The sequence below is a fragment of the Pseudomonas sp. dw_612 genome, from assembly GCF_018449725.1.
GTDB lineage: Bacteria > Pseudomonadota > Gammaproteobacteria > Pseudomonadales > Pseudomonadaceae > Aquipseudomonas.
Map to the genome: position 1 here is coordinate 562195 of NZ_JAAVVC010000001.1, position 26326 is coordinate 588520.

At 59.2% G+C, this 26326-nt stretch carries 26 protein-coding genes and 1 tRNA gene; 8 read left to right on the forward strand and 19 right to left on the reverse strand.

Features of this window, described 5'->3' with window-relative positions; all coding sequences use genetic code 11:
• Positions 1-24: 24 nt before the first annotated feature.
• A complete protein-coding gene (locus HB680_RS02550; protein WP_213936988.1) occupies positions 25-792 on the forward strand; it encodes a hypothetical protein in 768 nt (255 codons plus the stop codon).
• Positions 793-902: 110 nt separating this feature from the next.
• Here the strand turns inward: HB680_RS02550 and HB680_RS02555 are convergent.
• A tRNA-Ser gene (locus tag HB680_RS02555) sits at positions 903-992 on the reverse strand.
• Between the two features lie 308 nt (positions 993-1300).
• On the opposite strand from HB680_RS02555, the gene HB680_RS02560 reads away from it, so the two are divergent.
• From HB680_RS02560 to HB680_RS02570, 3 genes are all read left to right on the forward strand, one after another.
• Positions 1301-1990, forward strand: a complete 690-nt coding sequence (locus HB680_RS02560; protein WP_213936989.1) for a crotonase/enoyl-CoA hydratase family protein — start codon at positions 1301-1303, stop codon at positions 1988-1990.
• A gap of 213 nt (positions 1991-2203) precedes the next feature.
• Positions 2204-2926, forward strand: coding sequence for a 1-acylglycerol-3-phosphate O-acyltransferase (locus tag HB680_RS02565; RefSeq protein WP_213936990.1), 723 nt, complete (start codon positions 2204-2206; stop codon positions 2924-2926).
• Positions 2927-3195: 269 nt separating this feature from the next.
• Entirely contained in the window at positions 3196-4167 is a 972-nt protein-coding gene (locus HB680_RS02570; RefSeq protein WP_213936991.1) for a magnesium and cobalt transport protein CorA, read from the forward strand.
• A 118-nt stretch (positions 4168-4285) separates the two neighbouring features.
• Here HB680_RS02570 and HB680_RS02575 read toward each other — a convergent pair whose 3' ends face one another.
• From HB680_RS02575 to HB680_RS02585, 3 genes are all read right to left on the reverse strand, one after another.
• Positions 4286-5014 carry an amidotransferase gene (locus HB680_RS02575; RefSeq protein ID WP_213936992.1) on the reverse strand — a complete coding sequence of 243 codons (729 nt, stop codon included), beginning with the start codon at positions 5012-5014 and terminating at the stop codon, positions 4286-4288.
• A 95-nt stretch (positions 5015-5109) separates the two neighbouring features.
• Positions 5110-7254 (reverse strand): 3-hydroxyacyl-CoA dehydrogenase NAD-binding domain-containing protein, encoded by a 2145-nt coding sequence (locus HB680_RS02580; protein WP_213936993.1) that lies wholly within the window; start codon positions 7252-7254, stop codon positions 5110-5112.
• Between the two features lie 24 nt (positions 7255-7278).
• Positions 7279-8484, reverse strand: a complete 1206-nt coding sequence (locus HB680_RS02585) for an acetyl-CoA C-acetyltransferase (protein WP_213936994.1) — start codon at positions 8482-8484, stop codon at positions 7279-7281.
• A gap of 681 nt (positions 8485-9165) precedes the next feature.
• Here HB680_RS02585 and HB680_RS02590 point away from each other — a divergent pair.
• On the forward strand, positions 9166-9987 hold the full coding sequence (locus HB680_RS02590; RefSeq protein WP_213937107.1) for a cytochrome c: 822 nt from the start codon (positions 9166-9168) through the stop codon (positions 9985-9987).
• Positions 9988-10101: 114 nt separating this feature from the next.
• On the opposite strand, the gene HB680_RS02595 is transcribed toward HB680_RS02590, so the two are convergent.
• The 10 genes from HB680_RS02595 to HB680_RS02640 all read right to left on the reverse strand — a co-directional run bounded on the left by HB680_RS02595 (position 10102) and on the right by HB680_RS02640 (position 19299).
• Positions 10102-10917, reverse strand: coding sequence for a transglutaminase family protein (locus tag HB680_RS02595; protein WP_213936995.1), 816 nt, complete (start codon positions 10915-10917; stop codon positions 10102-10104).
• Positions 10914-11864, reverse strand: coding sequence for an alpha-E domain-containing protein (locus HB680_RS02600; RefSeq protein ID WP_213936996.1), 951 nt, complete (start codon positions 11862-11864; stop codon positions 10914-10916). The genes HB680_RS02595 and HB680_RS02600 overlap by 4 nt, the downstream gene beginning before the upstream one ends.
• Before the next feature lie 12 nt (positions 11865-11876).
• Positions 11877-13286, reverse strand: coding sequence for a circularly permuted type 2 ATP-grasp protein (locus HB680_RS02605; RefSeq protein ID WP_054048561.1), 1410 nt, complete (start codon positions 13284-13286; stop codon positions 11877-11879).
• Positions 13287-13749: 463 nt separating this feature from the next.
• Positions 13750-14091 (reverse strand): ribonuclease E inhibitor RraB, encoded by a 342-nt coding sequence (locus tag HB680_RS02610; protein ID WP_054048564.1) that lies wholly within the window; start codon positions 14089-14091, stop codon positions 13750-13752.
• A gap of 214 nt (positions 14092-14305) precedes the next feature.
• Positions 14306-14539 carry a hypothetical protein gene (locus tag HB680_RS02615; protein WP_149656879.1) on the reverse strand — a complete coding sequence of 78 codons (234 nt, stop codon included), beginning with the start codon at positions 14537-14539 and terminating at the stop codon, positions 14306-14308.
• 217 nt (positions 14540-14756) lie between these two features.
• Entirely contained in the window at positions 14757-15632 is an 876-nt protein-coding gene (speE, locus tag HB680_RS02620; RefSeq protein WP_213936997.1) for a polyamine aminopropyltransferase, read from the reverse strand.
• 288 nt (positions 15633-15920) lie between these two features.
• Entirely contained in the window at positions 15921-16112 is a 192-nt protein-coding gene (locus HB680_RS02625; RefSeq protein ID WP_033055745.1) for a PLDc N-terminal domain-containing protein, read from the reverse strand.
• A 71-nt stretch (positions 16113-16183) separates the two neighbouring features.
• Positions 16184-16714 carry a hypothetical protein gene (locus HB680_RS02630; protein WP_213936998.1) on the reverse strand — a complete coding sequence of 177 codons (531 nt, stop codon included), beginning with the start codon at positions 16712-16714 and terminating at the stop codon, positions 16184-16186.
• A 143-nt stretch (positions 16715-16857) separates the two neighbouring features.
• On the reverse strand, positions 16858-17376 hold the full coding sequence (locus HB680_RS02635; RefSeq protein ID WP_213936999.1) for an ankyrin repeat domain-containing protein: 519 nt from the start codon (positions 17374-17376) through the stop codon (positions 16858-16860).
• Positions 17377-17472: 96 nt separating this feature from the next.
• Positions 17473-19299 carry a long-chain-acyl-CoA synthetase gene (locus HB680_RS02640; protein ID WP_213937000.1) on the reverse strand — a complete coding sequence of 609 codons (1827 nt, stop codon included), beginning with the start codon at positions 19297-19299 and terminating at the stop codon, positions 17473-17475.
• Positions 19300-19642: 343 nt separating this feature from the next.
• On the opposite strand from HB680_RS02640, the gene HB680_RS02645 reads away from it, so the two are divergent.
• Positions 19643-19921 carry a DUF3509 domain-containing protein gene (locus HB680_RS02645; RefSeq protein ID WP_054048577.1) on the forward strand — a complete coding sequence of 93 codons (279 nt, stop codon included), beginning with the start codon at positions 19643-19645 and terminating at the stop codon, positions 19919-19921.
• Between the two features lie 133 nt (positions 19922-20054).
• On the opposite strand, the gene mtnC is transcribed toward HB680_RS02645, so the two are convergent.
• The 5 genes from mtnC to aroC all read right to left on the reverse strand — a co-directional run bounded on the left by mtnC (position 20055) and on the right by aroC (position 24276).
• Positions 20055-20738 (reverse strand): acireductone synthase, encoded by a 684-nt coding sequence (gene mtnC / locus HB680_RS02650; RefSeq protein WP_213937001.1) that lies wholly within the window; start codon positions 20736-20738, stop codon positions 20055-20057.
• 4 nt (positions 20739-20742) lie between these two features.
• A complete protein-coding gene (locus HB680_RS02655) occupies positions 20743-21288 on the reverse strand; it encodes an acireductone dioxygenase (RefSeq protein ID WP_213937002.1) in 546 nt (181 codons plus the stop codon).
• A 93-nt stretch (positions 21289-21381) separates the two neighbouring features.
• The gene (locus HB680_RS02660) at positions 21382-22008 is read right to left on the reverse strand and encodes a methylthioribulose 1-phosphate dehydratase (protein ID WP_213937003.1); all 627 of its coding nucleotides are present in this window, start codon (positions 22006-22008) and stop codon (positions 21382-21384) included.
• On the reverse strand, positions 22005-23153 hold the full coding sequence (locus tag HB680_RS02665; RefSeq protein ID WP_213937108.1) for an MFS transporter: 1149 nt from the start codon (positions 23151-23153) through the stop codon (positions 22005-22007). Before HB680_RS02665 ends, HB680_RS02660 begins: the two co-directional genes overlap by 4 nt.
• A gap of 31 nt (positions 23154-23184) precedes the next feature.
• Entirely contained in the window at positions 23185-24276 is a 1092-nt protein-coding gene (gene aroC / locus HB680_RS02670) for a chorismate synthase (protein ID WP_213937004.1), read from the reverse strand.
• A gap of 84 nt (positions 24277-24360) precedes the next feature.
• Here aroC and HB680_RS02675 point away from each other — a divergent pair, with 84 nt between their 5' ends.
• Both HB680_RS02675 and HB680_RS02680 read left to right on the forward strand, forming a co-directional pair.
• Entirely contained in the window at positions 24361-25359 is a 999-nt protein-coding gene (locus tag HB680_RS02675; RefSeq protein ID WP_213937005.1) for an alpha/beta fold hydrolase, read from the forward strand.
• A gap of 131 nt (positions 25360-25490) precedes the next feature.
• Entirely contained in the window at positions 25491-26282 is a 792-nt protein-coding gene (locus HB680_RS02680; RefSeq protein WP_213937006.1) for a hypothetical protein, read from the forward strand.
• Positions 26283-26326 lie beyond the last annotated feature (44 nt).

Consider the following 26326-nt stretch of genomic DNA (forward strand, 5'->3'; position numbering starts at 1 on the left):
ACAGCCACACAGGGAGGAAAGACTATGCCATGGAACCTCGTACAACCCGGTACGCTAAGGGCGTTAACAAACCAGACCCTACTCGCGCTGACGCACGGAGATGCGCCCATCCCGCGGTTCTTCATGACCGGTGACGGGCATGCGATTCCTCCTTTTGCCTGGACCGAGGCATGCAGCGACCTCACCGTGTATTTCCAGACTCTGATTGCGGCAGATCGTTTGTGCCTGCATGTAGAGGAACAACAATCAGCCATCACTCATGACTCTGTGCCTGAGCGACTACAGGGACTGGTTGACCGGCAGCGAGTATTCGGTTGGGAGTTATCAGTGTTTGATGCACTTGGGCCTGCGCTGGAGATATGCAATGAACTGGCCGCGAACGGGAACTACCAGTCCATACCACCGATTTATGAGCAAGTGGTAGAGCTCGACCGCACCATCGTTAGAGCACATGCCCTTTTATGGGAGCTGGCGAATCCCCCCGCACTTTTTTCCGGGCGGAATATATCGTGGAGTTACCGCGAATATTGCAAGCGCCGGCTGAACGGCGCGGTGCGCAACCCGGCAATCGAGGCTCTGTATGGTGCCATGGTGTTCAACTACCGCAAGGCGATCATGCAAGTACGCATCAGTGGTAATCCGTTCATCGGTCGCAAGATTCAAGCTTCCATCGACCGATTCCCCCACAGTACGCACTTAATAACCTGTGGTGACGGACACATTCTGGAAAATCCGCTGCAGAACTACGTGCGCATACCGGACAACACTGTCGGTGTCGTGGATGCCTACTGAACATGAAGTTGGGCGACGCGCACGTAGCAGTGCCCTATCCAAATCCGGCAGTCAGAAACCACAAAACCCCTGATTTCTCTCGAAATCAGGGGTTCTGGTTACATCGAATTTGGCGGTGAAGGAGAGATTCGAACTCTCGATACAATTTCTTGTATACACACTTTCCAGGCGTGCTCCTTAAGCCACTCGGACACTTCACCGTATCTCTTCAAACAAGTTCTGTCTGTCGAGGCGCGCTAATGTAGTCGAAAGCTTTTCCGATGGCAAATATTTTTTTCAGAATTTTCATGCGCTTAGCGATTCAGGCGCAGCGGCGGGTTCGGGGCCATGGCAAACCGGCCAATCTCCGGCTTCGTCCCCTCTTCTATATAGAGGGGAATGCACGGCCGGTACGGCCGGCTACGCTTGCCGGACCGGGAAAGCATGACCGGCGGGTCAGTCACGGCGCTTTACCTGGCCTGCAGCGGTGGGTAACGTCTGCCTCAACTTTCATACAAGGAATAGCGTCATGAGTGAGTTGATTTCCTACCACCTCGAAGACGGTATCGCGACGCTGACGTTGAGCAATGGCAAGGTCAACGCCATTTCCCCGGATGTGATTGCGGCGTTTAATGCTGCGCTGGATCAGGCGGTGACTGATCGTGCGGTGGTGATCATTACCGGTACGCCTGGGATTCTGTCCGGAGGTTACGATTTGAAGGTGATGACGGCCGGTCCTAAGGAAGCGGTGGCGCTGGTAACGGCCGGCTCGACGCTCGCTCGTCGCCTGTTGTCGCACCCGTTCCCGGTGATCGTGGCGTGTCCTGGGCATGCGGTGGCCAAGGGTGCTTTCCTGTTGTTGTCGGCGGATTACCGCATTGGTGTCGACGGCCCGTTCAGCATTGGCCTGAACGAAGTGCAGATCGGCATGACCATGCACCACGCCGGGATTGAGCTGGCCCGTGATCGCCTGAGCAACTCGGCGTTACATCGTTCGGTGATCAACGGTGAGATGTTTAATCCGCAAAGCGCGATCGCGGCTGGCTTCCTCGATGTAGTGGTGTCGGCCGAGGAGCTGCAAGGTGCCGCGCTGGCGGCGGCGCGTCAGTTGAAGAAGATCAACATGACCGCCCACAAGGCCACCAAGCTGAAAGTGCGCAAGGCGCTGCTGGATACGCTGGACAACGCGATCATCCAGGATCAGGAACATTTGGGTTAAGCCCAAGCCTGCTTCAACGAAAGCCCGACCGTCGTGTCGGGCTTTTTCGTACGTGCGCCGTTGAAAAGCGTGCAAACGCTCTAGGCCGCGTCTGACCCACAAGTCGGAAACATGCGCTTAAACATCGCCTATCTCCGACCTCTATAGCGGCAATTGCCGAAAACAGTGCACATCCGTACACTGCGCCACCTTTTGTCCCGGTGGGGCCTGTAAATGCTGTTTGTGTTTCGTATGTTACTGATGGGCCTGCACTTTATCCTGGCCGGTGTGTTGGGGGTGATCCTGGGCCTGTGCCGACCATTCAACCCGGACAACAGCCGTTTATGCGCGCGCCTGTATGCGTGGCCGGCGATGTGTATTTTGCGTTTGCGGGTGAAGGCTGACGTCGGTCCACTGATGGACAAACCCGACAGTTGCGTGATCATCGCCAACCACCAGTCCAACTACGATTTGTTTGTGTTCGGCAACGTGGTGCCCCGCCGCACCGTGTGCATCGGCAAGAAGAGCCTGAAGTGGGTGCCGCTGTTCGGCCAGTTGTTTTGGCTGGCGGGCAATGTACTGATCGACCGGGGTAACGCGCACAAGGCGCGCCAGTCGATGCTCACCACCACTCACACCTTGCAGCATGAAGACACGTCGATCTGGGTGTTCCCGGAAGGCACGCGCAACCTTGGCGAAGACCTGTTGCCGTTCAAGAAAGGCGCGTTCCAAATGGCGATTGCCGCCGGGGTGCCGATCGTCCCGGTGTGTGTCAGCAGTTACGTCAAACACATGCGATTGAACCGCTGGCGCAGTGGGAAAATTCTGATCCGTTCGCTGCCAGCGATTCCTACCGCCGGGTTGAGCATGGACGACATGCCGCTGCTGATCGCCCAATGCCGCGAGCAGATGCGCGAGTGCATTGCCGCGATGGATCGGCAACTGCAAACCGCCTGAAAACAAACCCTGTAGCAGTTGCCGAGCCTGCGAGGCTGCGTTCGGCTGCGAAGCAGTCGTAAAATCAGCCAGCGCGGTGTTTCAGAAACACCGTGTGCTCAGGTTTGACGACTGCTTCGCAGCCGAACGCAGGCTTCGCCAGCTGCTACAGCACTTCCTTGAGCGGGTTTTCTTTTACCCCTGAACTCCGCAGATTTCACTGAATCTCTACAAGCAGCAGGCTAAGCTGGGCATTGCCTTACCACTGCCAAGTAAGAAGTGAACCACCCATGGGTAGAGTTGTTGCTGCTGCGGTTTATAGCGCCGGTAAAAAAATCACCAATATCACCCTCGATGAAGGCGCAGCCTGGGCGGCCAAGACCGGCCACTTTGTGTGGATCGGCCTCGAAGAGCCGAATGCCCAAGAGCTGACCAACCTGCAACGCCAGTTCAACCTGCACGAACTGGCCATCGAAGACGCCCTGGAAAAACACAGCCGACCGAAGCTCGAAACCTTCGGTGATGCGCTGTTTATCGTCACGTACTCGCCGATCCGCCACGAAGGCAAACTCGAGTTTATCGAGACGCATATTTTTGCCGGCAAGGGTTACATCATCACCGCACGCAACGGCCATTCGGCTTCCTACGCCCATGTCCGGCAACGTTGTGAGGCGCGTCCGTTGTTGCTGGAGCACGGGGAAGATTTCGTACTCTATGCCATCCTCGATTTCGTGATTGAAAACTACCAACCGGTGGGCGAAGCGATTCACGCCGAGATCGATGAACTGGAGCGCAACGTGCTGTGCAGCGCGCTGAATGAGCACGATATCCAGAAACTCCACAGCCTGCGCCGTGATGTGCTGCGCTTGCGTCGGTACGCGGCGCCAATGGTGGAGATCGGTGAAGAACTGCAGAAGCTGAGCTTCCCGTTTATCGACAAGAACATGCGCCCATATTTCCGCGATGTGCAGATCCACGTGACGCGGCAGATGGAAGACCTGACGACCCTGGCGGACATTGCCAGCCAGACCATCGAGGTCGGGGTGTTGCTGGAGGCGTCACGCCAGAGCGTGGTGCAGCGCAAGTTTGCTGCGTGGGCGGCGATTCTGGCGTTCCCGACGGCGGTGGCCGGGATTTACGGGATGAACTTCCAGAACATGCCGGAGTTGAGTTGGCATTACGGGTATTTCGCGGTGTTGGGGTTTATTGCGGTGGGGTGTGTGGGGTTGTGGGCGAGCTTCAAGAGGTCGGGGTGGTTGTAGTCAGGACCGAGTTGTCTGTGCAATTCGCGAGCAAGCCCGCTCCCACATTCGACCGAGTTTCTTCAGGGGAAACGCGGTCGAATGTGGGAGCGGGCTTGCTCGCGAAGCTTTTAGCTTTTTAAACCGCGCCAACTTCAGGCTTATGCGCCACAAACCGCATCATCCACTCCGCAACGGTAGTGCCGTGATGTTCATGTTCCAGGCTCGCCACGCCTTTGGAATAAATCTGTTCGCCCAACGCTTCCTGGCGAATCTCCAACAGCGCCCGTGAGTAATCGTGAATGAATTCCGGGTGCCCCTGGAAGCACAGCACTTGATCGTTGATGTGGTACGCGGCGAACGGGCAGAAATCGCTCGAAGCAATCACCGTGGCGTTTTCCGGCAGCGCGGTCACCTGGTCCTGGTGACTGATCAACAACGTCAGCTCTTCCCGCACCGGGCTCATCCACGGCGCCTTGGCGGCGAGTTTGTAGTTGTGGATGCCCACGCCCCAGCCTTGGGTCGCCCGCTCGCTCTTGCCGCCCAGTAGCAACGCCAGCAGTTGATGGCCGAAGCACACGCCCAGCAGTTTGTCGCCGCGTTCGTAGCGGTTCAGCAGATATGTTCGGAGGGTTTCGATCCACGGGTCGGTGCCGAAGGAATCGGCCTTGCTGCCGGTGATCAGGTAAGCGTCGAATGTCAGCTCATCGCCGGGATATTCGCCCTGCATCACGTTGTACACGGTGAACTCGGCAGCGATGGGTTGTTGCGAAAACAGACGCTGGAACATCTGCCCGTAACCCTGATATTGATCGACCAGTTCTGGACGCAGGATGTCGGTTTCCAGAATGCAGATGCGTAACGACATAAAAAATACCTGACACGTGATGGGAATAATGCACACCCCAGAGCCTGCCTTGAAACACGGTAGCAAGGCAAGCCCCGGAATGCGTCATCGGTCCCTTAGAACGCCTCCCCTTTGGCCGCTTTCTCCAGCAACAGCGCAGGCGGAGTGAAACGCTCGCCGTACTGTTCAGCCAGGTACTGGGCGCGGGCGACGAAGTCTTTCACGCCATATTGGTTAATGAACTGCAACGCGCCCCCGGTCCAGGCCGCGAAGCCGATGCCGAAGATCGAGCCGACGTTGGCGTCCGCCGTCGAAGTCAGCACGCCCTCCTCCACACAGCGCACGGTTTCGATGGCTTGCACGAACAGCAGGCGATCGCGCACGTCCTTCGGCGAAATCTGCCCGTCAGCCTTTTCGAAACGAGTTTTCAACTCAGGCCACAAATGTTTCTGGCCACCGGCCGGGTAATCGTAGAAACCACCGCCAGCCGCCTTGCCCGGACGCTTGTATTCGTTGAGCAGCAAGTCAATCACGGCGAACGCCGGGTGTTCTATCAGCGGTTTCCCTTCCGCTTGCAGGTCTTTGGCCGTTTGTTGACGGATATGGCTCATCAGGCTGAGGGAAACTTCGTCAGAGATCGCCAGAGGCCCGATCGGCATCCCGGCCTTGCGCGCTTCGGTCTCGATCATTGGCGCGCTCACGCCTTCGCCGAGCATGGCAATACCTTCGTTGGTGAAGGTGCCGAACACCCGCGAGGTAAAGAACCCGCGACTGTCGTTGACCACAATCGGCGTTTTCTTGATTTGCAGGACGAAATCGAAACCACGGGCCAGGGTTTCGTCACTGGTGTTCACGCCTTTGATGATTTCCACCAAGGCCATTTTCTCCACCGGACTGAAGAAATGCAGGCCAATGAATTTGCTCTGGTCCGGCACGGCGGTGGCCAGGCCGCTGATGGGCAAGGTCGAGGTATTGGAGGCGATCACTGCATCTGGACCAACGACTTTCTGTGCCGCCGACGAGACGTTGGCTTTCAGCTCGCGATCTTCGAACACCGCTTCAATGATCAGGTCGCAACCGGCCAGATCCCCGTCGTTTTCCGTGGTGCGAATCCGCGCCAGCACCGCGTCACGCTGCTCAACGCTCAACTGACCACGGGACACTTTCTTGTCCAGCAGGGCGGCCGAGTGCGCCTTGCCCTTCTCCGCCGCCGCGAGGTTGATGTCCTTCAACACCACCTCGATGCCCGCCGAGGCGCTGACGAAAGCGATCCCGGCGCCCATCATCCCCGCACCGAGCACGCCCACGCGCTGAGTGACATAAGGTGCAAAGCCCTTCGGCCGCGAACCGCCGGCATTGATCTCATTGAGTTGAGCCCAGAACGTACCGATCAGGTTTTTCGAAACCTGGCCGGTGGTCAATTCGGTGAAATAACGGGTTTCGATCAGGTGCGCCGTGTCGAAATCCACCTGGGCGCCTTCCACCGCTGCACACAGGATTTTCTCCGGCGCCGGCATCGTGCCCTGGGTTTTGGTGCGCAGGATCGATGGCGCAATCGCCAGCATCTGCGCGACTTTCGGGTTCGACGGCGTGCCGCCGGGAATCTGGTAACCCTTCACGTCCCAGCGTTGAACAGCCGTCGGATTCGCCAGAATCCACGCCCGCGACTTGGCCAGCAGTTCAGCGTGGTCCGCCGCCAGTTCGTCGATCAAACCGGCCTGCAACGCCTGCTGCGGCCGGACTTTCTTGCCTTCGAGCAAGTACGGCAAGGCTTTTTCAATCCCGAGCATGCGCACCATGCGCACCACCCCGCCGCCGCCCGGCAACAGGCCGAGGGTCACTTCCGGCAGGCCGAGTTGCACCGACGGATTGTCCAGCGCCACACGATGATGACAGGCGAGGCAGATTTCCCAACCGCCGCCCAGCGCCGCGCCATTGATCGCGGCGACCACCGGTTTGCCGAGGGTTTCCAGAGTGCGCAGTTGCGCCTTCAGCGTCAGCACCATGTCATAAAACGCTTTGGCTTCGGGTTTGCCGACCTTGATCAGTTCGTTGAGGTCGCCGCCGGCAAAGAAGGTTTTCTTGGCCGAGGTAATGATGACGCCAGCGATGCTGTCCTTTTCCGCGACTATTTGAGCAACGCGAGCGGCCATGGCTTCGCGGTACACCGCGTTCATGGTGTTGGCGCTCTGGCCCGGCATGTCGATGGTCAGGACAACGATCTGGTCCTGGCCTTTTTCGTAACGAATGGCTTCAGTCATGTCACAGTTCCTTGAAATCGGGGCTCAGAGGCGTTCGATGATGGTGGCAATGCCCATGCCGCCGCCGACACACAGGGTCGCGAGGCCGTAGCGCAGGCGCCGCGTTTCCAGTTCATCGAGCAAGGTGCCGAGGATCGCGCAACCCGTGGCGCCCAGCGGGTGCCCCATGGCGATCGAGCCACCGTTGACGTTGACCTTGTCCGGGTCGATGGCCATGTCTTTGATGAACTTCAACACCACCGAGGCAAACGCTTCGTTGACCTCGAACAAATCGATGTCGTCGACTCGCAGCCCGGCCTTGGCCAAGGCTTTGCGAGTAGCCGGCGCGGGGCCGGTGAGCATGATGGTCGGGTCGGTGCTGGTGACCGCCGTGGCGACGATTCGCGCCCGTGGCTGCAAACCCAGCGCCCGGCCCTTGGCTTCGGAGCCGATCAGCATCAGTGCCGCGCCATCGACGATCCCGGAGCTGTTGCCCGGCGTGTGTACGTGATTGATCCGCTCGATGTGGCTGTAGACCCGCAGCGCCGTGGCGTCGAAACCCATTTGCCCCATCATCTCGAAGCTGGGTTTGAGCTTGCCCAAACCTTCCAGGGTCGATTCGGCGCGAATGAATTCATCGTGATCGAGCAGGATGACGCCGTTCTGATCCTGCACCGGCACCAGGGACTTGTTGAACGACCCGTCCGCCCTGGCCCGCGCGGCTTTTTGCTGGGAGTGCAGTGCGTAGGCATCGACGTCCTGGCGGCTGAAGCCCTCAATGGTCGCGATCAGGTCCGCGCCGACACCTTGGGGCGTGAAGTGGCTGTGTAGGTTGGTTTCCGGGTCCAGCGCCCAGGCGCCTCCGTCGCTGCCCATCGGCACCCGGGACATGGACTCGACGCCACCGACCACCACCAAATCTTCGAAGCCGGAACGGACTTTCATCGCGCCGAGGTTCACCGCCTCCAGGCCCGAGGCGCAGAAGCGGTTGATCTGCAGACCCGCTACGCTGACGTCCCAATCGGCGACTTGTGTTGCGGTCTTGGCGATGTCGGAGCCTTGATCGCCGATGGGCGTGACGCAGCCGAGCACCACATCATCGACCTGACTGGTGTCCAGGGACGTGCGCTGCTGCAACACCTTCAGCAACCCGGCCACCAGGTTCACCGGTTTGACGCTGTGCAGCGCGCCATCGGCCTTGCCTTTGCCGCGGGGCGTGCGTAACGCGTCGAAAATCAGAGCTTCGGTCATGTGGTCCTCGAACCCGTGGTGGGGTAAGTATAAAAATCAAAAGATCGCAGCCTTCGGCAGCTCCTACACGATCGTGTCCTCTGTAGGAGCTGCCGAAGGCTGCGATCTTGTCATCGTCACCTTTACCTTAAGCCGAGTGGAGATTGATTCAATGACCGCAATGCTCACGGACGTTGACGGTCACGCTCAGACGAACGGTAGTCAGCTATCGGATTAACCGATTCAGGTGACGAAGCTGTCTAGCAAACGGGCGTCAAAGAAGCTGGCAATAGGCCTCATGCCTTTTTAAGAGCTTTTAATGTAAAGACCATACTAAATGGATCTAAACCAAGTGTGACGCGGGCTCTAAGGTGAAGATGTACGAAGTTGTCGTCGGGTTTTGCCGAGGCACTCGTCTCACAGGAAGTGCAGCGCTTTGCCGTCATGGAGATATGCAGGCAGGCATCAGGAAATAACAAAAAAAGGCGGTCAGCCATGTTCAAGCATTCGAAAGTACGTCAAGCCGGACTCATCCTATTCGCCACTACGCTGTTGTTGATTTTGCCGAACCTGACCAAGGTGATCGGTTAAGCCTTTGTAAAAAAGAGCAGCGCTAAGGATTTTTGTCGCCTTATTAAAAATGTGACTGGCTCACTACCCGGGCCAGCGTGGGTGTGCCAACCTTCTCGGCACTTCCACGACATGGACGGCGATCACTTGAAAGCACTTTTTCTCTTGGGGGCCATGCTGGTCGGCTCGCCCCTGTATGCCGCACAGCTGAACCTTGAGCTGGGCGCGAGCAGTCGCACCTGGCAAACCGAGGAATTGCTCAAGCACCCTCAGGTTCAGACCATCAGTATCAGCAATGACGTTTCCTACAAACGCGACATGAGTTATCGCGCCGTGCCGTTGGCTGCGTTGTTGACTGGCATCCAGCCTGACGACCACCTCCAAGCCGTGGCCCTCGACGGTTTTGCCGCCGAAATGGCGGCGGCGCCGTTGCTCAATACTCACGGCGCACAGGCCTGGCTGGCGATTGAAGACCCGGCCAAGCCGTGGCCGCCCTTGTCCGAGGGCAAACACAGTGCCGGGCCGTTTTATCTGGTCTGGACTAATCCTACAGCCGGCAATATCAGCCCCGAACAATGGCCATTCGAAGTCGCGAGCATAAAACGCATGGCGCCGGTGGCCGAGCGCTTCCCTGCCCTGCTGCCCGATCCTGCGTTGAAAGCGGACGATCCGGTCAATCAGGGCTTTGCCTTGTTCCAGAAAAATTGCCTGGCGTGCCATCGACTCAATGGTGCGGGGGATGCGCAGTTCGGGCCGGACCTGAATATTCCGTTCAACCCCACCGAGTACTTCGGCGCGGATTTCCTCAAGCGTTACATTCGTGATCCGCAGAGTTTGCGCCAGTGGCCGCAGGCGAAGATGCCGGCGTTTTCAGAGCAGGTGTTGCCGGCGGGGGATCTGGATTTGTTGGTGGGGTATTTGAAGCATATGGCGGGGCGTAAGGTTAAGCCTTGAATGCAATCCCCCCTGTGGGAGCGAGCTTGCTCGCGATAGCGGTGTGTCAGTCGACATAATTATTGACTGACCGGACGCCATCGCGAGCAAGCTCGCTCCCACAGGGGATCGTGGTTATTGTTGCTGGACGGAGATCACCGGCGCGAACACCGGCGTCGGCGACACAAACACCTTCGCATGCATCTGTTCGCACCCTCCACCCCGGCGCATCCCGCGCACCGGGCAGGCATCCAGGTAATCCAGGCCCACGGCCAGTTTCAAGTGACGCTCCGGCCGCGCCAGTTGATTGGTCACGTCAAAGCTGTACCACGCGTCATCCAGCCAGGCTTCGGCCCAGGCGTGACTGGCCAGGTGTTCGCTGTTCTCGCTGTACAAATACCCCGACACATAACGCGCCGGAATGCCCAGGCTGCGGGCGCAGGCGAGGAACGCGTGGGTGTGGTCCTGGCAGACGCCGGAACGCCCGGCGAAAGCCTTGGCCGCCGTGGTGTCGACTTCGGTGGCGCCCGGCGTGTAGGTCATGTATTGGTTCAGGCCCTGCATCAAGTCGATCAGCGCGGTGCGATCCCGACGCTTTTTGCATTCCTTTTCCGCGAATGCGCGCAGGGCTTCGTCGGCTTCGGTCAATCGGGTGAAACGCAGAAACGGCAGCGCCGATTGGCTCTCATGCTCGGCTTCACGCAGCTCATCGATATCGACCTGGCCACGGGCACCAATGATGATCGCTTCGTGGGGCTCGTCCATGGTCAGCACGTGCAGGATGTTGCCGAACGGATCGAGTTGCGCACGCACCGGGCGCGGCAGGTCGAGCTGCCAGCTGAGGACGTGCTGACGCTCGCTGTCGTGGGGTGTCAGTCGCAGGTACTGGATGCTCGCCCGCACCTGATCTTCGTAGTGATAGGTGGTCTCGTGGCTAATGGAAAGTCTCATGCAGCCTCCAGGTAGGAACTGTGAATGGCGTTGCCCAACTGGCGCACCAGCGGGATGAACTCGGTCAGCCAGGCGTGCAGGCCTTCGTCGAGAATTTCGGAGATGCCGGTGTAGCGCAGACGCGCGTCCATTTCCGCTGCCAGGCGTTGCGCGGGACGGCCGTTGGCCCCCGGCAACTGAGCGAGGATCTGGTCGATTTCTTCAGTGCAGGCGCGCAAGGAACGCGGCACGTCGGCGCGTAACAGCAGCAATTCGGCGACATGCCGGGCGCCGGGCGCATCGCGGTAAATCTCGGTGTAGGCCTCGAACGACGACAACGCCCGCAGCAATGCGCTCCACTGGTAATAAGCGTGCGCCGTGCTGTCACTGACCGCTTCGGCCTGATCGCCGGCCATTTCGTAACGGGCATCGAGCAGACGCAACGTGTTGTCGGCCCGTTCTATAAAGGTACCCAGACGAATGAAGCGAAACGCATCGTTACGCATGATGGTGCCGTAGGACGCGCCACGAAACAGGTGGGAACGTTCCTTGATCCACTCGCAAAAACGGCTCATGCCGTAGCGACTCAGGCCTTGCTCGGCGATGCCGCGAATTTCCAGCCAGGTGGCGTTGATGTTTTCCCACATGTCGGCGGTAATTCGCCCACGCACCGCATGGGCACTGGCCCGCGCCGAACCGAGGCAACTGTAGATGCTCGCCGGGTTGGCCGCGTCCAGGGCGAAGAAATGCAGCAGCCGTTCGGCATGCAACTCGCCGTGGCGCTCCAGGTAATCGTCGAGGGTGCCGGTGATCAGCAGCGGCATGGCGAGTTCATGCAAGCCGTCACCGCGGCCGTCCTGCGGCATCAGCGACAGCGAATAACTGATGTCGAGCATCCGTGCGAGGTTTTCCGCCCGCTCCAGGTAACGCGACATCCAATACAAATCCGAGGCAGTTCTACTTAACATGGCAGGCTTCCTTCAATCCTCGACCACCCAGGTGTCCTTGGTGCCGCCGCCCTGGGAGGAATTCACCACCAGGGAGCCTTCACGCAGGGCGACACGGGTCAAACCGCCGGGCACAACCCGGGTTTCGCGGCCAGACAATACAAACGGACGCAGGTCGATGTGGCGTGGCGCGATGCCGTTTTCGACAAAGGTCGGACAGGTCGACAGGGACAACGTCGGTTGCGCGATGTACGCGTGAGGCTTGGCTTTGATCCGTGCGCGGAACGACTCGATTTCCGCCGCCGTCGCCGCCGGGCCCACCAGCATTCCGTAACCGCCGGAGCCTTGGGTTTCCTTGACCACCAGGTCGGGGAGATTGGCCAGGACGTGGGACAGCTCCGAAGGGTTGCGGCACTGGAACGTCGGCACGTTCTTCAGGATCGGCTCTTCATCCAGGTAGAAACGGATCATGTCCGTGACGAACGGATACACCGATTTGTCGTCCGCCACCCCGGTGCCAATGGCATTCGCCAGCACCACGTTGCCGGAGCGATAGGACGACAGCAGTCCTGGCACACCGAGCATCGAATCCGGGTTGAACGCCAGCGGATCGAGGAACGCGTCATCGAGGCGCCGGTAGATCACGTCGACGGCTTTCGGCCCGTCCGTGGTGCGCATAAACACCTTGTCGTCGCGCACGAACAGGTCCGCGCCTTCCACCAGTTCCACACCCATTTCCCGCGCCAGAAAGGCGTGTTCAAAAAACGCGCTGTTGAAGCGCCCAGGGGTCAGCACCACCACGCTCGGGTTATCGATCGGGCTGGAGCTTTTCAGGGTGTCGAGCAACAGATTGGGATAGTGGTCGATCGGCGCGATGCGTTGCGCTGCGAACAACTCGGGGAACAGGCGCATCATCATCTTGCGGTCTTCGAGCATGTAGCTCACGCCGCTCGGTGTCCGCAGGTTGTCTTCGAGCACGTAGTACGTGCCGTCGCCATCGCGCACTAGATCGACGCCGGAAATGTGGGAGTAGATATCCCGGTGCAGATCCAGCCCTTGCATCGCCAACTGGTATTGCTCGTTGGCCAGCACTTGCTCGGCCGGGATGATGCCGGCCTTGATGATGCGCTGCTCGTGATAGAGGTCGGCGAGGAACATGTTCAACGCCTTGACTCGCTGAATGCAGCCGCGTTCGACGATCCGCCATTCGCTGGCGGGGATACTGCGGGGAATGGTGTCGAAGGGAATCAGGCGCTCTGTCCCCTGCTCATCACCGTAGAGCGTGAACGTAATCCCGGCGCGATGAAACAACAGATCGGCCTCGCGTCGCCGTTGTGCCAAAAGCTCGTCAGGCGTTTCGGCCAGCCAACGGGCAAACTCCCGATAATGCGGGCGGACCAGGCCGCCGGCATCGTACATCTCATCAAAATAGGTGCGGATCATGCCGTACTCCTTGTCACCCGGACATCTAGGCTTCGCAAGGCCCGTGCCATCGGCATAAACGCTTTGATTTCAATCAGTTGGATAATCGCCCCAAAAGCACCGCACCAATCCTGTGCGGCAAACGCCCCAACCTGATCGCCCCCGCTTCATTGCGAAGCAATGTTGTCGCCTATCACCAGCATAGTCAGAGTTGATTTCACTGCCCGGGGGTTGGTGCGGATAATTCGCGCATTCGTTGCAAAACCTCTCGAACTTCCCTTTGGCCGCCTGTTCAGGCGGCTTTTTTTTGGGTTTTTGAAATGTTGTGAATCAAAAGCGAAGATCAAAAGATCGCAGCCTCGTTGCACTCTGTAGGAGCTGTCGAGTGAAACGAGGCTGCGATCTTTTGATCTTTCAATCCGCACAAACAAAAACGGCCAACCCGAAGGTCAGCCGTTAGTGGATGTTGTCGCTGTTCATAGTGTTATGCGAGTAGCCCTCGTACCTCCTGCTTGACGCCCCATCCTTCGATGATCCCGCCCAGAGGTTCGACCACGGCCTCGAAGTCCTGCTCAAAGTCGCCAATGCCGTCGTAGGTGGCGTACATCACTTTGCTCAGTTCCAGATGCCACGCGCCGTCGTCGCGCACGCTGATCTGGGCATTCAAGGATTCACCACAAAAATGACCTGCCGCCCTGCGTGCCCGCTCCTCGTCCGGGAAAATCGCGTAGAACTCGATGGGATGGAATCGTGAAAAGTCGAACCCGCCTTCCTTCATGCGGCGCAGTACGCTGGTACTGATGTCTTCTTGATAGGCTGTGCTCATGAATCGTCCTCCTAAAACCATATGGATAGACTTTCCGTACTCCCGACACCCGCAACCGATTGGTGGAGGCGCTACGGCAACCAGGTTGCCGCCGGGATTTAAGCATGTAGCTGACAAGACCAGACCTTAGCGATCCGTTCGCTGATCTCGCTTGCAGAGTAGCCCCAAGTCGAAGCCGCTGCCAAGGTCTGGTTGTGATTGAGACAGGTGAGGTTCAGACAGGAGTAATGCCGAGGATTTGAATGCTGTTCTGGGTCTTGAGACTTTTAACACTGGCGTCGCTGGTCCGACCTTCCAGATCGTTCAGATCCAGTTCGGCAGCGACAGGCAGAAGCCGGGCCTTGATGAGTTTGGCAGCATGCTCGTTATCCGGGCACTCGTCGCACTCAAAGACTTCATCGAGCGTTTCGCCGTGATCATCCACGAAAGTGATTTTCCACTTTTGCATCAGTGCCTCCTCGATCAAACCCGCAAATGGGCTTACAACTATCTGGACTTGTGGCCTGACTGATCGTTCAAACGGATTGGGCACGCAATTATGAAAAACACAGAACCCTGTGGGAGCGGGCTTGCTCGCGAATGCGGAGTGTCAGTCGACTACAACATTGACTGACACACCGCTTTCGCGAGCAAGCCCGCTCCCACATTGGGTCTGTGGATAACTTTTAGTCGTTACTTGGCTTGTTGATCGCGTTCAGCACGTATTGCGGCATGGCGAACGCGCCGATGTGGATTTCCGGGTTGTAATAGCGGGTGACGATGCCGCTGCCGGCGAAGCGCTGTTGCAGGGTTTCGCGGGACAACTTGCGATAAGCGGTGTTGGTCGCGCCCCAGGCAAAGGTCATCGCGCCGCCGATGTAGGTCGGCACGGCGGCCTGGTAGAAGTGCCAGTCCGGGAACAGGCTGCGCAGGCGGCCAGCGGTGGTCTGCACTTCGCCCAGTTGCATGAACGGCGTGCCGTTCTGCGTCACCAGGATGCCGCCGTCGTTCAGGCAGCGGTGGCAGGCCTGGTAGAAGTTTTCCGAGAACAGCACTTCACCCGGACCGATCGGGTCGGTGGAGTCGGAAATGATCACGTCGAATTTTTCTGTGGTGGTGGCGACGAAACGCATGCCGTCGTCGATCACCAGGTTCAGCCGTGGGTCGTCGTACGCACCCTTGGAGTGGTTCGGCAGGAACTCTTTGCACATATCAACCACGGTGCCGTCGATCTCGACCATGGTGATATGTTCGACGCTGCCGTGCTTGGCCACTTCACGCAGCATGCCGCCGTCGCCGCCGCCGATGATCAGCACGCGCTTGGCGGAGCCATGGGCGAGGATCGGCACGTGGGTGAGCATTTCGTGGTAGATGAATTCGTCGGCTTCGGTGGTCTGGATCACGCCGTCCAGCGCCATCACCCGGCCCATGCGCGGGTTTTCGAAGATCACCAGGTGTTGGTGCTCGGTGCGCACTTCATGCAGCAGTTTTTCCATGCGAAAACGCTGGCCGTAGCCTTCGTAGAGGGTTTCCAGGTATTCGCTAGTCTTCGTGGTGCTCATGGGAAGTGCTCCGATGAATGCGGCGGCAACGGACGGTTATCCGCCCATGATGGCCAATCAAAAGGCTCGATTGCCCGGCAAAGGCGCGCATTCTACGTTGCGGAACATGACAGGTCGAACCTTCCTCGGAAGGAAGACATTTTGAAGGCTCAGGAGATCGAATGTGGGAGCGGGCTTGCTCGCGAAGGCCGACTGTCAGTCAACATCAATGTTGGATGATAAGCCGCCTTCGCGAGCAAGCCCGCTCCCACAGGTTCAGTGTTCCTGCCGGTAAATAGTATTCACCTGTCAGATGCGCACATTACCCCGTGGCCCGGCGATGGCCCAGATGATCAGGCCCAGTACCGGCAGCAGCAGGATCAGCAGCACCCAGATGATTTTCATCCCGGTGTCGGCGCCACTTTTCAGCACGTTGATGATGGCCCAGATGTCCAGGGCAAGAATGATCAGGCCAACCAGACCGTTGAACGTGGAACCCATGGTGTCGCTCCCAAGATAGTGGCATGCAGTCTTAGGATAGTCGGCCCTCGCGAGGGTTCCGTTTTATTCCATTAAACGTGGATCGCCACTTTCAGGGCTTCCAGGGACGGCGCGGCGGCAATACCGACCTCGGCGCACAGTTCGAGGACGCGAGGTACGTCGTTGCCATAGACCAGCACCACTTGCAGTTCGTCGTCGAGCAGCTGGCTGAAGTTCATCAGCGTGTAACCGCCGTTGTCCTTGTTCATGCTGCTCATCTGCACCTGAATGCGATTGAGCGCAGTCAGGGCTTCGGTCTTGGCCAGTTGCTTGGGTTTGATGTTGAAGTCGACGCCGGGGCCGAACGAGGCAACGATCTGGGCGAACAGGTCCACGTAGGTGTCGGCCTGGAACAGCACGGTTTCCGGCAGGCTGCCCACCACGATCCATTCGCCCAGTGGTATCGGGAAGGTGTCGTCGTAGTTGATGTCCGGATTGGCCGTCAGAAAAGCTTGCGGATCGGCGTAGGCCTGGGCCGCTTCATCAGCGATCTTCAGGATTTCGTCATCGCCCATGCACCCGGAGCTGATTTTGCTGATGAGTTCGACGAGTGCGGTTTTCATGGGGATGGATCCTGTAGCGAGGGAAATTTTAGGGCGCGAAGGATAACCCATTGATCGCGTTTGGCCCATTCGCGAGCAAGCCCGCTCCCACAGGGAAACGCATTTCCAAATGTGGGAGCGGGCTTGCTCGCGAAGACGGACTATCAGCCAATCAGTTTCTCAAGCTGAGCAGTGGTATCCACGGCGCCCATGGTCTTCGCCGCATCCAGCGCCGTCACGCCATTGGCGTCCTTGGCTTTCGGGTCGGCGCCTTTGCTGATCAGGTAGTCGACGATTTCAACGCGGTTGAACATTGCCGCCATCATCAGCGCCGTGCGGCCGTCGAACGACGAACCTTCCACTTGCGCCCCGCCATCGACCAACGCTTTGACCACCGCCAGGTCGCCCTTGAACGCGGCGCCGGCAATCGGGCTCTGGCCGTTGTCGTTGCGGATTTCCGGGTCGGCCTTGTGTTCCAGCAGCACTTTCACCGTTTCCACGTGGCCGTGGTACGCGGCAAGCATCAGCAGAGTGTCGCCCTTGTGGTTGCGCAGGTTTGGCGGCAGGCCTTTGCTCAGCAGCGCAGCCATCATGGCGGCATCGCCCTCGCGCGCTTTGTTGAACACCTGTTCGGCGAATTCGGCAGCTTCTTCGGGCGTCATCTGGCGGCTTTGGTCTGACATGGGGGACTCTCTATTCGGTCAATCGGAAAGCCGACAGTTTCCCGAGGGCTCCGGCGCCTGTCACTCCTTTTTTCTAAAGTGCGGCCATAGCCAGATTCAATAGCGGTACTTGCCCGCGTGAATATCCGCCAGCACTTGCCCGGTGACTTGCACGTAAGTCTGGGTGCCCGGCAGCCAGGCGTAGATCGGATCATCGCCGGTTTTTTCCGGGTCGAAGGCTTCGTCCTTGAGCCGGGTTTTCTGGTATTTGAAGGTCCCGGTGGTTTCCATTTTCACTTTCACCCGCAGGAACAAGGGCACTGCATAAGCGGGCATTTGCTGGCGGGCAAAACTCAGCAGTTCGCTGAAATCCAGGGTCGCCAGGGATTCGGCAGGCGTAATCGCCGCCATCCCGGCGCGGCCATTGGTGTTGCGGATTTCCACACCGTAGGCCACCGCCTCGCAGATATTCGGGTGTTTCAACAGGATGTTCTCGACCTCAGTGGTCGAGACGTTCTCGCCCTTCCAGCGGTAGGTGTCGCCCAGACGATCAACAAACTGCGCATGACCGAAACCGATGTTGCGCAGCAGGTCACCGGTATTGAAGTAGCGATCGCCCTTGGCGAACACGTCGTGGAGCACGACTTTCTCGGTTTTTTGCGGGTCGGTGTAGCCGTCCAACGGCGCCTTGTCGTCGATTTTCGCCAGCAACAAGCCCTGCCCGCCCTTGGCGACTTTGCTCATCAAACCCTTGGCGTTGCGAATCGGCGCGCCGCTGTCGTGGTCGTACGCCACCAACTCCCAGGACATCAGGGAGAAACCGATGGTGTTGTCGAAGTTGAGGATGTTGGTGAAGCCGATGTTGCCGTCGCTGGCTGCGTAGAGTTCACAGATGTGGCTCACCCCGAAGCGCGTCTTGAATTCGCGCCAGGCGCCGGGGCGCAGGCCGTTACCGATCATCTTGGTCACGCCGTGCTGGTTGTCGTCGGCACCGAGCGGTTGATCCACCAGGTAGCGGCACAGTTCGCCGACGTAACCGAGGGTGGTCGCCTGGTACTTGCGCACGTCGCTCCAGAACTGACTGGCGCTGAACTTGCGGCGGATGGCGAACCCCGAAGCGCCGCTGATGGCCGAGCCCCAACACACACAAAGCCCGGTGGCGTGGTAGAGCGGCAAGGTGCAATAGACGACGTCTTGCGGCTGCATATCCAGGGCGATCATGCCGAAACTGGCGGCGCTGCGCATCCAGCGCCCGTGCTTGAACACGCCCGCCTTGGGCAGCCCGGTGGTGCCGGAGGTGTAGATATAGAAGCAGGTGTCGTCGAAAAACACCTGCTGGCTGCTGGCCGGGTTGTGATCGGGGGCGTCGGCGCAGGCCATCATCAGGTTGACGAAGTGATCGGGCGAAATGCCCGGATAGCTGAAGGTGTCGCGATCCGCCACGAACCACGTGCGTGTCGCCGGGATGGACACCCGCTCGCGAACCGCCGAAAACGCCGGCACCAGCTCTTCGCCGACAATGATTGCCACCGGCGCCACCAGGTTCAGGCTGTGGGCCAGGGTGTCGCGAGTTTGCGAGGTGTTGAGCAAGGCACTGATTGCCCCGACCTTGGCCACCGCCAGGATCGTGACCAGCAATTCCGGACGGTTCTCGATGAAGACCGCGACCACATCACCCTTGCCAATGCCTTGGCTGATCAGGTGATGGGCGATGCGATTGGCCCACTGATTGACCTGTGTATAAGTCAGCAGCACCTCATCTTGCAGCAGCGCAACGCCATCAGGATTGCGTAAAGTCGCCTGCTCGAAGCTCCAGCCGAGACCACACGGTTGGGTCGGGTCCTTGACGTTGGCGACCTTCATGCCTTTCATCACGCGGGGAATGGCTTTGGCAATGGTCGGCAATTTACGGAGCATCATGCCCCAGGTAATCGTGTCGCTCATGGTAGCTCCCGGTCGATCTTCTTATTGTCGGGCGGCGTTGATTGAGCCCGAAAATACGTCAGCGGTTCTGGAGCTGTACATGCGGTTTTTGCAATGTTTTGTATCCGCCTTTCATACCCACGCAAACGCGAACCCTGGGCGTGTCATTCGTTCCATCAAATTGCGTGCGACCTCGCAAAATGCAGGATGCACGATGGCCATTCATGCAGATTGCACGAAAGCAAAAAATCGACATATAAATAACTTATTGATTTATAAAGACTTTTAAAAATTCAGGTGCTGGCACAATCGCTGCAACTACCTCTCCATGCTTGCTAATTAAGCGCTAACGGAGCTGATAGACATGAGCCTGATCCAAGAAAAATTTACCTCGCTGTTCTCCAACTTCGACGTGACCACCCAGGCACGCCCTGACGGCGGCATCCTGCTGACACTGCGCAGCACCGAAGGCAAAGTCTTTAAACGCTCGATTTCCTACCAGCAATTGCATGCTGGCGATCAACTGTCGTGGGTGATCAGCGCGATTCGCCGTGACCTGGCTGAACAGGCGAGCGAACTGCCACAGATCTCCATGCTGCAGAGCCAGCAACGGTTTGCACTGCCGACTTATCATTCGGCGTAAATCGTTCGACGCTTTAAACAAACCCTGTGGGAGCGGGCTTGCTCGCGAAAGCGGTGTGTCAGTCGACTGAAGTATTGACTGATACACCGCTTTCGCGAGCAAGCCCGCTCCCACATGGGTTTTGTGTTGTCGGTTAGAAAGTGGTGGGATCAATCCGCGCAAAGCTGTCGACGGTCACATGCCCCGACAACTCACCGCTCTCCCGCGCCAACCCGCACGTCGCCATGCCGGCCGTGCGCGCCGCGTCGAGTTCTTCGACGATGTCGGACAGGAACAGAATCTGCTCAGGCTCCAGCCCAATCGCCTGAGTAATACGCGCGTAGGACTGTGCCTCACGCTTGGGCCCCGAGGTGGTGTCGAAATATCCGCTGAACAGCGCCGACAAATCCCCCGCCTCCGAGCAACCAAAGATCAGCTTCTGCGCCTGGATCGAGCCCGAGGAATACACAAACAGTTGATAACCGTGCTGATGCCAGCGCTTGAGCGCTTCAACGGCATCCGGGTAAACGTGGCCTTTCAACTGCCCCCCCTGATAGCCCTGCGCCCAGACCATGCCTTGCAAAGCCTTGAGTGGCGTGGCTTTTCGGTCTTCGGCAATCCAACCCAACAGGATTTCGACGATCCGCTCGACGTTCGATTCGGGCTCATTGCTGTCCCGGCGCACGGCGTCCAGTTGCTCGGCAACGTCCGCCCGCGCGGCGTGCTGGCGAACGAAGTCCGGCAGGTGTCTGGCGGCGTAGGGAAACAACACGTCGAACACAAAACTCACCGCACTGGTGGTGCCTTCAATGTCGGTGAGAATCGCTTTGATCGGCATCGGCTCAGTCCTCCAGGCGCGGGAAGCGGCTGGCGATGTCTTCACCGGTAAAGTTGGCGACCCAGCCTTCCGGGTTGTTGAACAGGCGGATCGCAACGAAATGCGGATGCTCGCCCATGTCGAACCAGTGCGGAGTGCCGGCGGGCACCGAGATCAGGTCGTTTTTCTCGCAGAGCACGGCGTAGACATAATCGTCGATGTGCAGGGTAAACAGCCCACGGCCGGCGACGAAAAATCGTACTTCGTCTTCGCCATGGCGGTGTTCATCAAGGAACTTGGCGCGCAATTCGGCTTTTTGCGGATGATCGCTGTTCAGGCTGATGACATCGACGGTGATGTAGCCACGCTCGGTCATAAGCTTGTCGATTTGTTCCTGGTAAGCGGCGATCACTTCTTCCTGACTGGCGCCCGGCTGGATTTTCGCGGTGGCTTGCCAGCGGTCGAAGCGCACACCCTGTTCGGCCAGGGTCGACGCGATGTCTTCGAAATGGGTCAGGACCTTGTTCGGTATTTCAGGGCTTGAGACGTGATAAACGGACAGGCTGCTCATGGGGCAATTCCTCGGTATCGGCCACGCCTTCCGGTTCTTTCAGACCGGTCAGGCCAGGCGCTTCATCAGGCAAATGGGCTGCTTCTCGTGAAGTCAGCCTTGGCGGTTCATGATGCTGCGGGTCTTCAACTCGCACTCGAACAAAAATTCAAAGGCTTCGATCTGCCGCAGTGCGTCGCTCATGCGCGCGCCCCAGGTGTAGAGGCCATGGCCGCGAATCAGGTAGCCGACGCAATCGGGATGGGTGTCCAGCCAAGGCTGCACCTTGGCGGCGAGGCGCGCAATGTCCTGGTCGTTGTCGAAAATCGGCACCCGCACCCGGGACTCGTGAGTCGACACGCCGCTGAAGGCTTTTTGCAGTTCGTAGTCTTCGAACTCAATGAAATCCTGTGGCGTCAGGCGCGACAACACTGTGGCGTTCACCGAATGGGTGTGCAGCACGGCGCCGATCTCGGGGCGCCAGCAATAGAGTTGGGTGTGCAGCAGGGTTTCGGCGGACGGCTTTTTGCCCGGTTCGAGGCTGTTGCCCGACAGGTCGGTGGCCAGCACATCGTCATGGCCCAACTGACCTTTGTGCTTGCCGGACACGGTCAGCAGCGCTTCGGTCGGCGACAGGCGCGTCGAATAATTGCTGCTGGTGGCCGGCGACCAGCCGCGACCATACAAAAAACGCCCGGCGTCGATGATTTCCTGGACGAGGTGTTCTCGGGTAAGGCTCATGGCTGGTCCTCTTGCATACGTGTGGCAATGATAACGGCAGCCGCGAAGGCTGCGAGGCTGGCGATACTAAAGGTCAATGTGGCGCCCAAAGCATTCCAGCTGTAGCCCGAATACAAGGCGCCGAGCGCGCCGCCGGTGCCGGCCAGTGCCGCGTATAACGCCTGGCCCTGACCTTGCTGGCGCGCGCCGAAACTACGTTGCACGAACTGGATGGCAGCCGCATGAAAGCTGCCGAAAGTGGCCGCGTGTAACACCTGCGCAAACAGCAGCACCCAGAGAAATTCGGCAAACGAACCTAGCAGCAACCAGCGCAGGGCCGCCAACAGAAAACTCGCCATCAGCACTCGGCGTACCGAGAAGCGCGCAAGAATCCTGCTCATGGCCAGGAACATCAGGACTTCAGCCACCACACCCACGGCCCAGAGCATGCCAATCACGCCACGGCTGTACCCGAGACGTTCAAGATGCAAAGTCAGAAAGGTGTAATACGGCCCATGACTCATCTGCATCAACGCCACACAACCGTAGAACGCCAACACTCCCGGGCTGCGTAATTGTTTGAGGAAGCCCTCCCCCGTCACCCGCTCGCTCTGGACGGGGTGCGCATTCGGCACCCACAAGCTGCTGACGACAATCCCGGCCATGATCAGCACCAGCGCCACGGGATAGATGTCCAGGCTCAGCCATTCGAACACTCGGCCGAGCGCGACCACGGTGATGATGAAACCGATAGAGCCCCATAAACGAATCTGGCTGTAACGCGAGGTCTGGCCCTTCAAGTGCGCCAGGGTGATGACTTCGAACTGCGGCAGCACCGCGTGCCAGAAGAACGCGTGCAGGGCCATGACCATCGCCAACCAGGCGTAGGTTTTGCTGACAAAAATCAGTGAGAACGTCAGCAGCGTGCAGACCGCGCCGAAGCGCACGATGGCCAGGCGTCGACCGGTGTAGTCGCCGAGCCAGCCCCAGATGTTCGGCGCCACGCAGCGCATCAGCATCGGGATCGCCACCAGTTCGCCGATGCGCGCGCTGGAAAAGCCCAGGTGATCGAAGTACAGCGCCAGGAATGGCGCTGTGGATCCGAGCAAGGCGAAATAAAACAGGTAGAAACTGGAAAGCCGCCAGTACGGGAGCGCCGCCAAAATCGTCAGAACCCGGCGGCTTTAAGGTCAGCCATTAAAGCTGACCCAGCACCGGAGTGCTCACCCGGACATCGGCGTTCTGCCCACGATGACGCAGCAGGTGATCCATCAGCACGATGGCCATCATCGCTTCGGCAATTGGTGTGGCACGGATGCCGACACACGGGTCGTGACGGCCCTTGGTGATGACGTCCACCGGGTTGCCATGGATATCGATGGAGCGGCCCGGCGTGGTGATGCTCGACGTTGGCTTCAGCGCCAGGTGCGCGACGATCGGCTGACCCGACGAGATCCCGCCGAGAATACCGCCGGCGTTGTTGCTGAGGAAACCTTCCGGGGTCATTTCATCGCGGTGTTCGGTGCCGCGCTGGGCGACGCTGGCGAAACCGGCGCCGATTTCCACGCCTTTCACCGCGTTGATGCTCATCAGCGCGTGGGCCAGTTCAGCGTCGAGGCGGTCGAAAATCGGCTCGCCCAGGCCAGGCATCACGCCTTCAGCGACGACGGTGATCTTCGCGCCGACCGAATCCTGATCGCGGCGCAACTGGTCCATATAGGCTTCCAGTTCCGGCACCTTGTCCGGGTCGGGGCTGAAGAACGCGTTGTCTTCCACCGAGTCCCAGGTCTTGAACGGGATTTCAATCGGGCCGAGCTGGCTCATGTAGCCACGAATAACGATGCCCTGAGTCGCCAGGTACTTCTTGGCAATCGCACCCGCCGCCACGCGCATCGCGGTTTCCCGCGCCGAGCTGCGACCGCCGCCACGGTAATCGCGTTCGCCGTATTTGTGGTGGTAGGTGTAGTCGGCGTGAGCCGGGCGGAACAGATCCTTGATCGCCGAGTAGTCCTTGGACTTCTGGTCGGTGTTGCGGATCAACAGGCCGATGGCGCAACCGGTGGTGCGGCCTTCGAACACGCCGCTGAGGATTTCGACTTCGTCGGCTTCCTGGCGCTGGGTGGTGTGGCGGCTGGTGCCGGGCTTGCGCCGGTCAAGGTCACGCTGCAGATCCTCCAGGGAAATCTCCAGACCCGGCGGGCAGCCGTCGACAATGGCGACCAACGCCGGACCATGGCTTTCGCCAGCGGTGGTGACAGTGAACAGCTTGCCGTAGGTATTGCCGGACATGCGGGACGCTCCGTGAAATCGAACCTGAATACGTAATGCGCGCCAGTATACGCAGGCTACCCAAGTAGTTCATCCTCGAACCTTATGGGGGCCCGTGAGTCCAACCGGCACCTTATCCATGATGGCGTGATGATGCTGCGAGTTCTAGCCTTGAGCCTTACCCTGTTTACCGGCTTCGTGCAGGCGACTGTCCTGCAACGACCGATCAGTCTGGATACCGGCACCGGAGAGCTTTTCGGCTCCTTGTTGCTGCCTAAATCCGACACGCCGGTACCGGTTGTCCTGATCATTTCCGGCTCCGGTCCTACGGATCGTGACGGAAACAACCCCGACGGCGGACGCAACGACAGCCTCAAGCGCCTGGCCTGGGTGCTGGCCAAACACAACATCGCCAGCGTGCGCTACGACAAGCGCGGCGTGGCGGCGAGCCTGGCCGCGACGCCGGACGAGCGCAATCTGTCGCTGGAGGCCTATGTTGCCGATGCCGAGGCCTGGAGCCGCAAACTCAAGGCTGATCCACGCTTCGGCAAGCTGATTCTGCTGGGCCACAGCGAAGGCGCACTGGTTGCCACGCTGGCGGCACCGAGCGTCGATGCGGCGGCGGTGATTTCCATGTCCGGCAGCGCCCGCCCGGTGGATCAGGTGTTGCGCCAGCAATTGGCCAATCGCCTGCCACCGCCGCTGATGTTGCGCAGCAATGAACTGCTCGACAGCCTCAAGGCCGGCCACACCGATGACAACGTGCCGCCGCAGTTGCAGGTGATTTTCCGCCCGAGCGTGCAGCCGTACCTGATTTCGCTGTTCCGCCAGGATCCGTCGGCCGCGTTCGCCCAGTTGAAGATGCCGGCGCTGATCATCCAGGGCACCAGCGATATCCAGGTCGGTGTCGGCGACGCCAAGCTGCTCAAGGCCGCCAAACCGGACGCCGAACTGGCGGTGATCGAAGGCATGAACCACGTCATGCGCATCGTTCCCAACGACGTGAAGCGGCAATTGGCCTCCTATAAGGACCCGCAATTACCCCTGGCCGCCGAGCTTGGCGCTCGAATCCTCGGGTTTATTGACGGACTTCGCTCCAGTTAAGCGCTGCCTGGGGCGTTTTCGACTGATTTTCACGCGCCTCAGCCCTCCAGTCCTGAAAAAAACGGCCGATAAGCCTTTGTCGCCAGCGCTATGACTGGCGACAAGCAGCGCTTGGACAGGATCTCGCCGTTATGACTGATACCCCGACTTCACCCGACACCACCGCTGAAAAAGACGCACCGCCAGCGGTCGAGCTGCCGTGGGCGGACGTCCACGTCGAGCACCACAAGATGCTCCGCCTGGCGCCGTTGCAGACCGACCGCAATACAGGCGGGCGGCCGTTGCGCTTCGTCGAGTTCGGTTATGCCGAACGCAACGACAAGAAGCGCAGCCTGATGCGCATGACCATCTCGCTGCCCGGCCAGCGGGTGCGCAAGGAACAGAATCATCTGGACGTCTGGGTCGATCACGAAACCAAACGCGTGCATTTCGGCCCTGCCAGCGGTTTGCAGATCGAACCGATGAACCGTGGCCTCGGGCGCTACCTGGCCGCTCAAGGCATTACCTGGGCGAAAAAGCGCTGGCCCGCTTATACCGTCGACGGCAGCGACCTGAACAACAAGGACGCGCTGAACGAAGACACGCGCCTGCGTCGCGATCACTTTTTGCGGGTGCACGGTTTTGATGTGGTGTATGCCGACGCCCAGCATTTGAAGGGCAGCGTCAAAGAGGTGCGAGTCAGCGACCTGCTGACCGACTGGAACACCGAAAAGCTCCAGCAGGTGGAAATTCTCGAAGCCGCGCAGATGCTGCAACAGGCCGAGCAGAATCTGGCCGAGCAGGAAGTGAAGCTCAAGAAACACGAAGAAAAGGTCAGCAAGTACAAGCGTGAAGACGCCGGGTTGCGCTTTACGATTACGTGCCTGGTGGCGTTTGCGGTGTTTCAGGCGGGGTTGTTGATCTGGATTGCGACGCACCGGTAGATCAACAGATCGCAGCCTTCGGCAGCTCCTACAGGGTTATGTGT

What these genes read in the sequence shown, in the direction of transcription:
- HB680_RS02610 (WP_054048564.1), bottom strand. Translation starts at nt 14,091, where the DNA reads ATGAGCACAGCCTATCAAGAAGACATCAGTACCAGCGTACTGCGCCGC.
- HB680_RS02550 (WP_213936988.1), top strand. Translation starts at nt 25, where the DNA reads ATGCCATGGAACCTCGTACAACCCGGTACGCTAAGGGCGTTAACAAAC.
- HB680_RS02560 (WP_213936989.1), top strand. Translation starts at nt 1,301, where the DNA reads ATGAGTGAGTTGATTTCCTACCACCTCGAAGACGGTATCGCGACGCTG.
- HB680_RS02660 (WP_213937003.1), bottom strand. Translation starts at nt 22,008, where the DNA reads ATGAGCCTTACCCGAGAACACCTCGTCCAGGAAATCATCGACGCCGGG.
- mtnC (WP_213937001.1), bottom strand. Translation starts at nt 20,738, where the DNA reads ATGCCGATCAAAGCGATTCTCACCGACATTGAAGGCACCACCAGTGCG.
- HB680_RS02600 (WP_213936996.1), bottom strand. Translation starts at nt 11,864, where the DNA reads ATGTTAAGTAGAACTGCCTCGGATTTGTATTGGATGTCGCGTTACCTG.
- HB680_RS02570 (WP_213936991.1), top strand. Translation starts at nt 3,196, where the DNA reads ATGGGTAGAGTTGTTGCTGCTGCGGTTTATAGCGCCGGTAAAAAAATC.
- HB680_RS02595 (WP_213936995.1), bottom strand. Translation starts at nt 10,917, where the DNA reads ATGAGACTTTCCATTAGCCACGAGACCACCTATCACTACGAAGATCAG.
- HB680_RS02645 (WP_054048577.1), top strand. Translation starts at nt 19,643, where the DNA reads ATGAGCCTGATCCAAGAAAAATTTACCTCGCTGTTCTCCAACTTCGAC.
- HB680_RS02630 (WP_213936998.1), bottom strand. Translation starts at nt 16,714, where the DNA reads ATGAAAACCGCACTCGTCGAACTCATCAGCAAAATCAGCTCCGGGTGC.
- HB680_RS02675 (WP_213937005.1), top strand. Translation starts at nt 24,361, where the DNA reads ATGGGGGCCCGTGAGTCCAACCGGCACCTTATCCATGATGGCGTGATG.
- HB680_RS02580 (WP_213936993.1), bottom strand. Translation starts at nt 7,254, where the DNA reads ATGACTGAAGCCATTCGTTACGAAAAAGGCCAGGACCAGATCGTTGTC.
- aroC (WP_213937004.1), bottom strand. Translation starts at nt 24,276, where the DNA reads ATGTCCGGCAATACCTACGGCAAGCTGTTCACTGTCACCACCGCTGGC.
- HB680_RS02585 (WP_213936994.1), bottom strand. Translation starts at nt 8,484, where the DNA reads ATGACCGAAGCTCTGATTTTCGACGCGTTACGCACGCCCCGCGGCAAA.
- HB680_RS02635 (WP_213936999.1), bottom strand. Translation starts at nt 17,376, where the DNA reads ATGTCAGACCAAAGCCGCCAGATGACGCCCGAAGAAGCTGCCGAATTC.
- speE (WP_213936997.1), bottom strand. Translation starts at nt 15,632, where the DNA reads ATGAGCACCACGAAGACTAGCGAATACCTGGAAACCCTCTACGAAGGC.
- HB680_RS02590 (WP_213937107.1), top strand. Translation starts at nt 9,166, where the DNA reads ATGGACGGCGATCACTTGAAAGCACTTTTTCTCTTGGGGGCCATGCTG.
- HB680_RS02615 (WP_149656879.1), bottom strand. Translation starts at nt 14,539, where the DNA reads ATGCAAAAGTGGAAAATCACTTTCGTGGATGATCACGGCGAAACGCTC.
- HB680_RS02575 (WP_213936992.1), bottom strand. Translation starts at nt 5,014, where the DNA reads ATGTCGTTACGCATCTGCATTCTGGAAACCGACATCCTGCGTCCAGAA.
- HB680_RS02565 (WP_213936990.1), top strand. Translation starts at nt 2,204, where the DNA reads ATGCTGTTTGTGTTTCGTATGTTACTGATGGGCCTGCACTTTATCCTG.
- HB680_RS02625 (WP_033055745.1), bottom strand. Translation starts at nt 16,112, where the DNA reads ATGGGTTCCACGTTCAACGGTCTGGTTGGCCTGATCATTCTTGCCCTG.
- HB680_RS02640 (WP_213937000.1), bottom strand. Translation starts at nt 19,299, where the DNA reads ATGAGCGACACGATTACCTGGGGCATGATGCTCCGTAAATTGCCGACC.
- HB680_RS02655 (WP_213937002.1), bottom strand. Translation starts at nt 21,288, where the DNA reads ATGAGCAGCCTGTCCGTTTATCACGTCTCAAGCCCTGAAATACCGAAC.
- HB680_RS02680 (WP_213937006.1), top strand. Translation starts at nt 25,491, where the DNA reads ATGACTGATACCCCGACTTCACCCGACACCACCGCTGAAAAAGACGCA.
- HB680_RS02605 (WP_054048561.1), bottom strand. Translation starts at nt 13,286, where the DNA reads ATGATCCGCACCTATTTTGATGAGATGTACGATGCCGGCGGCCTGGTC.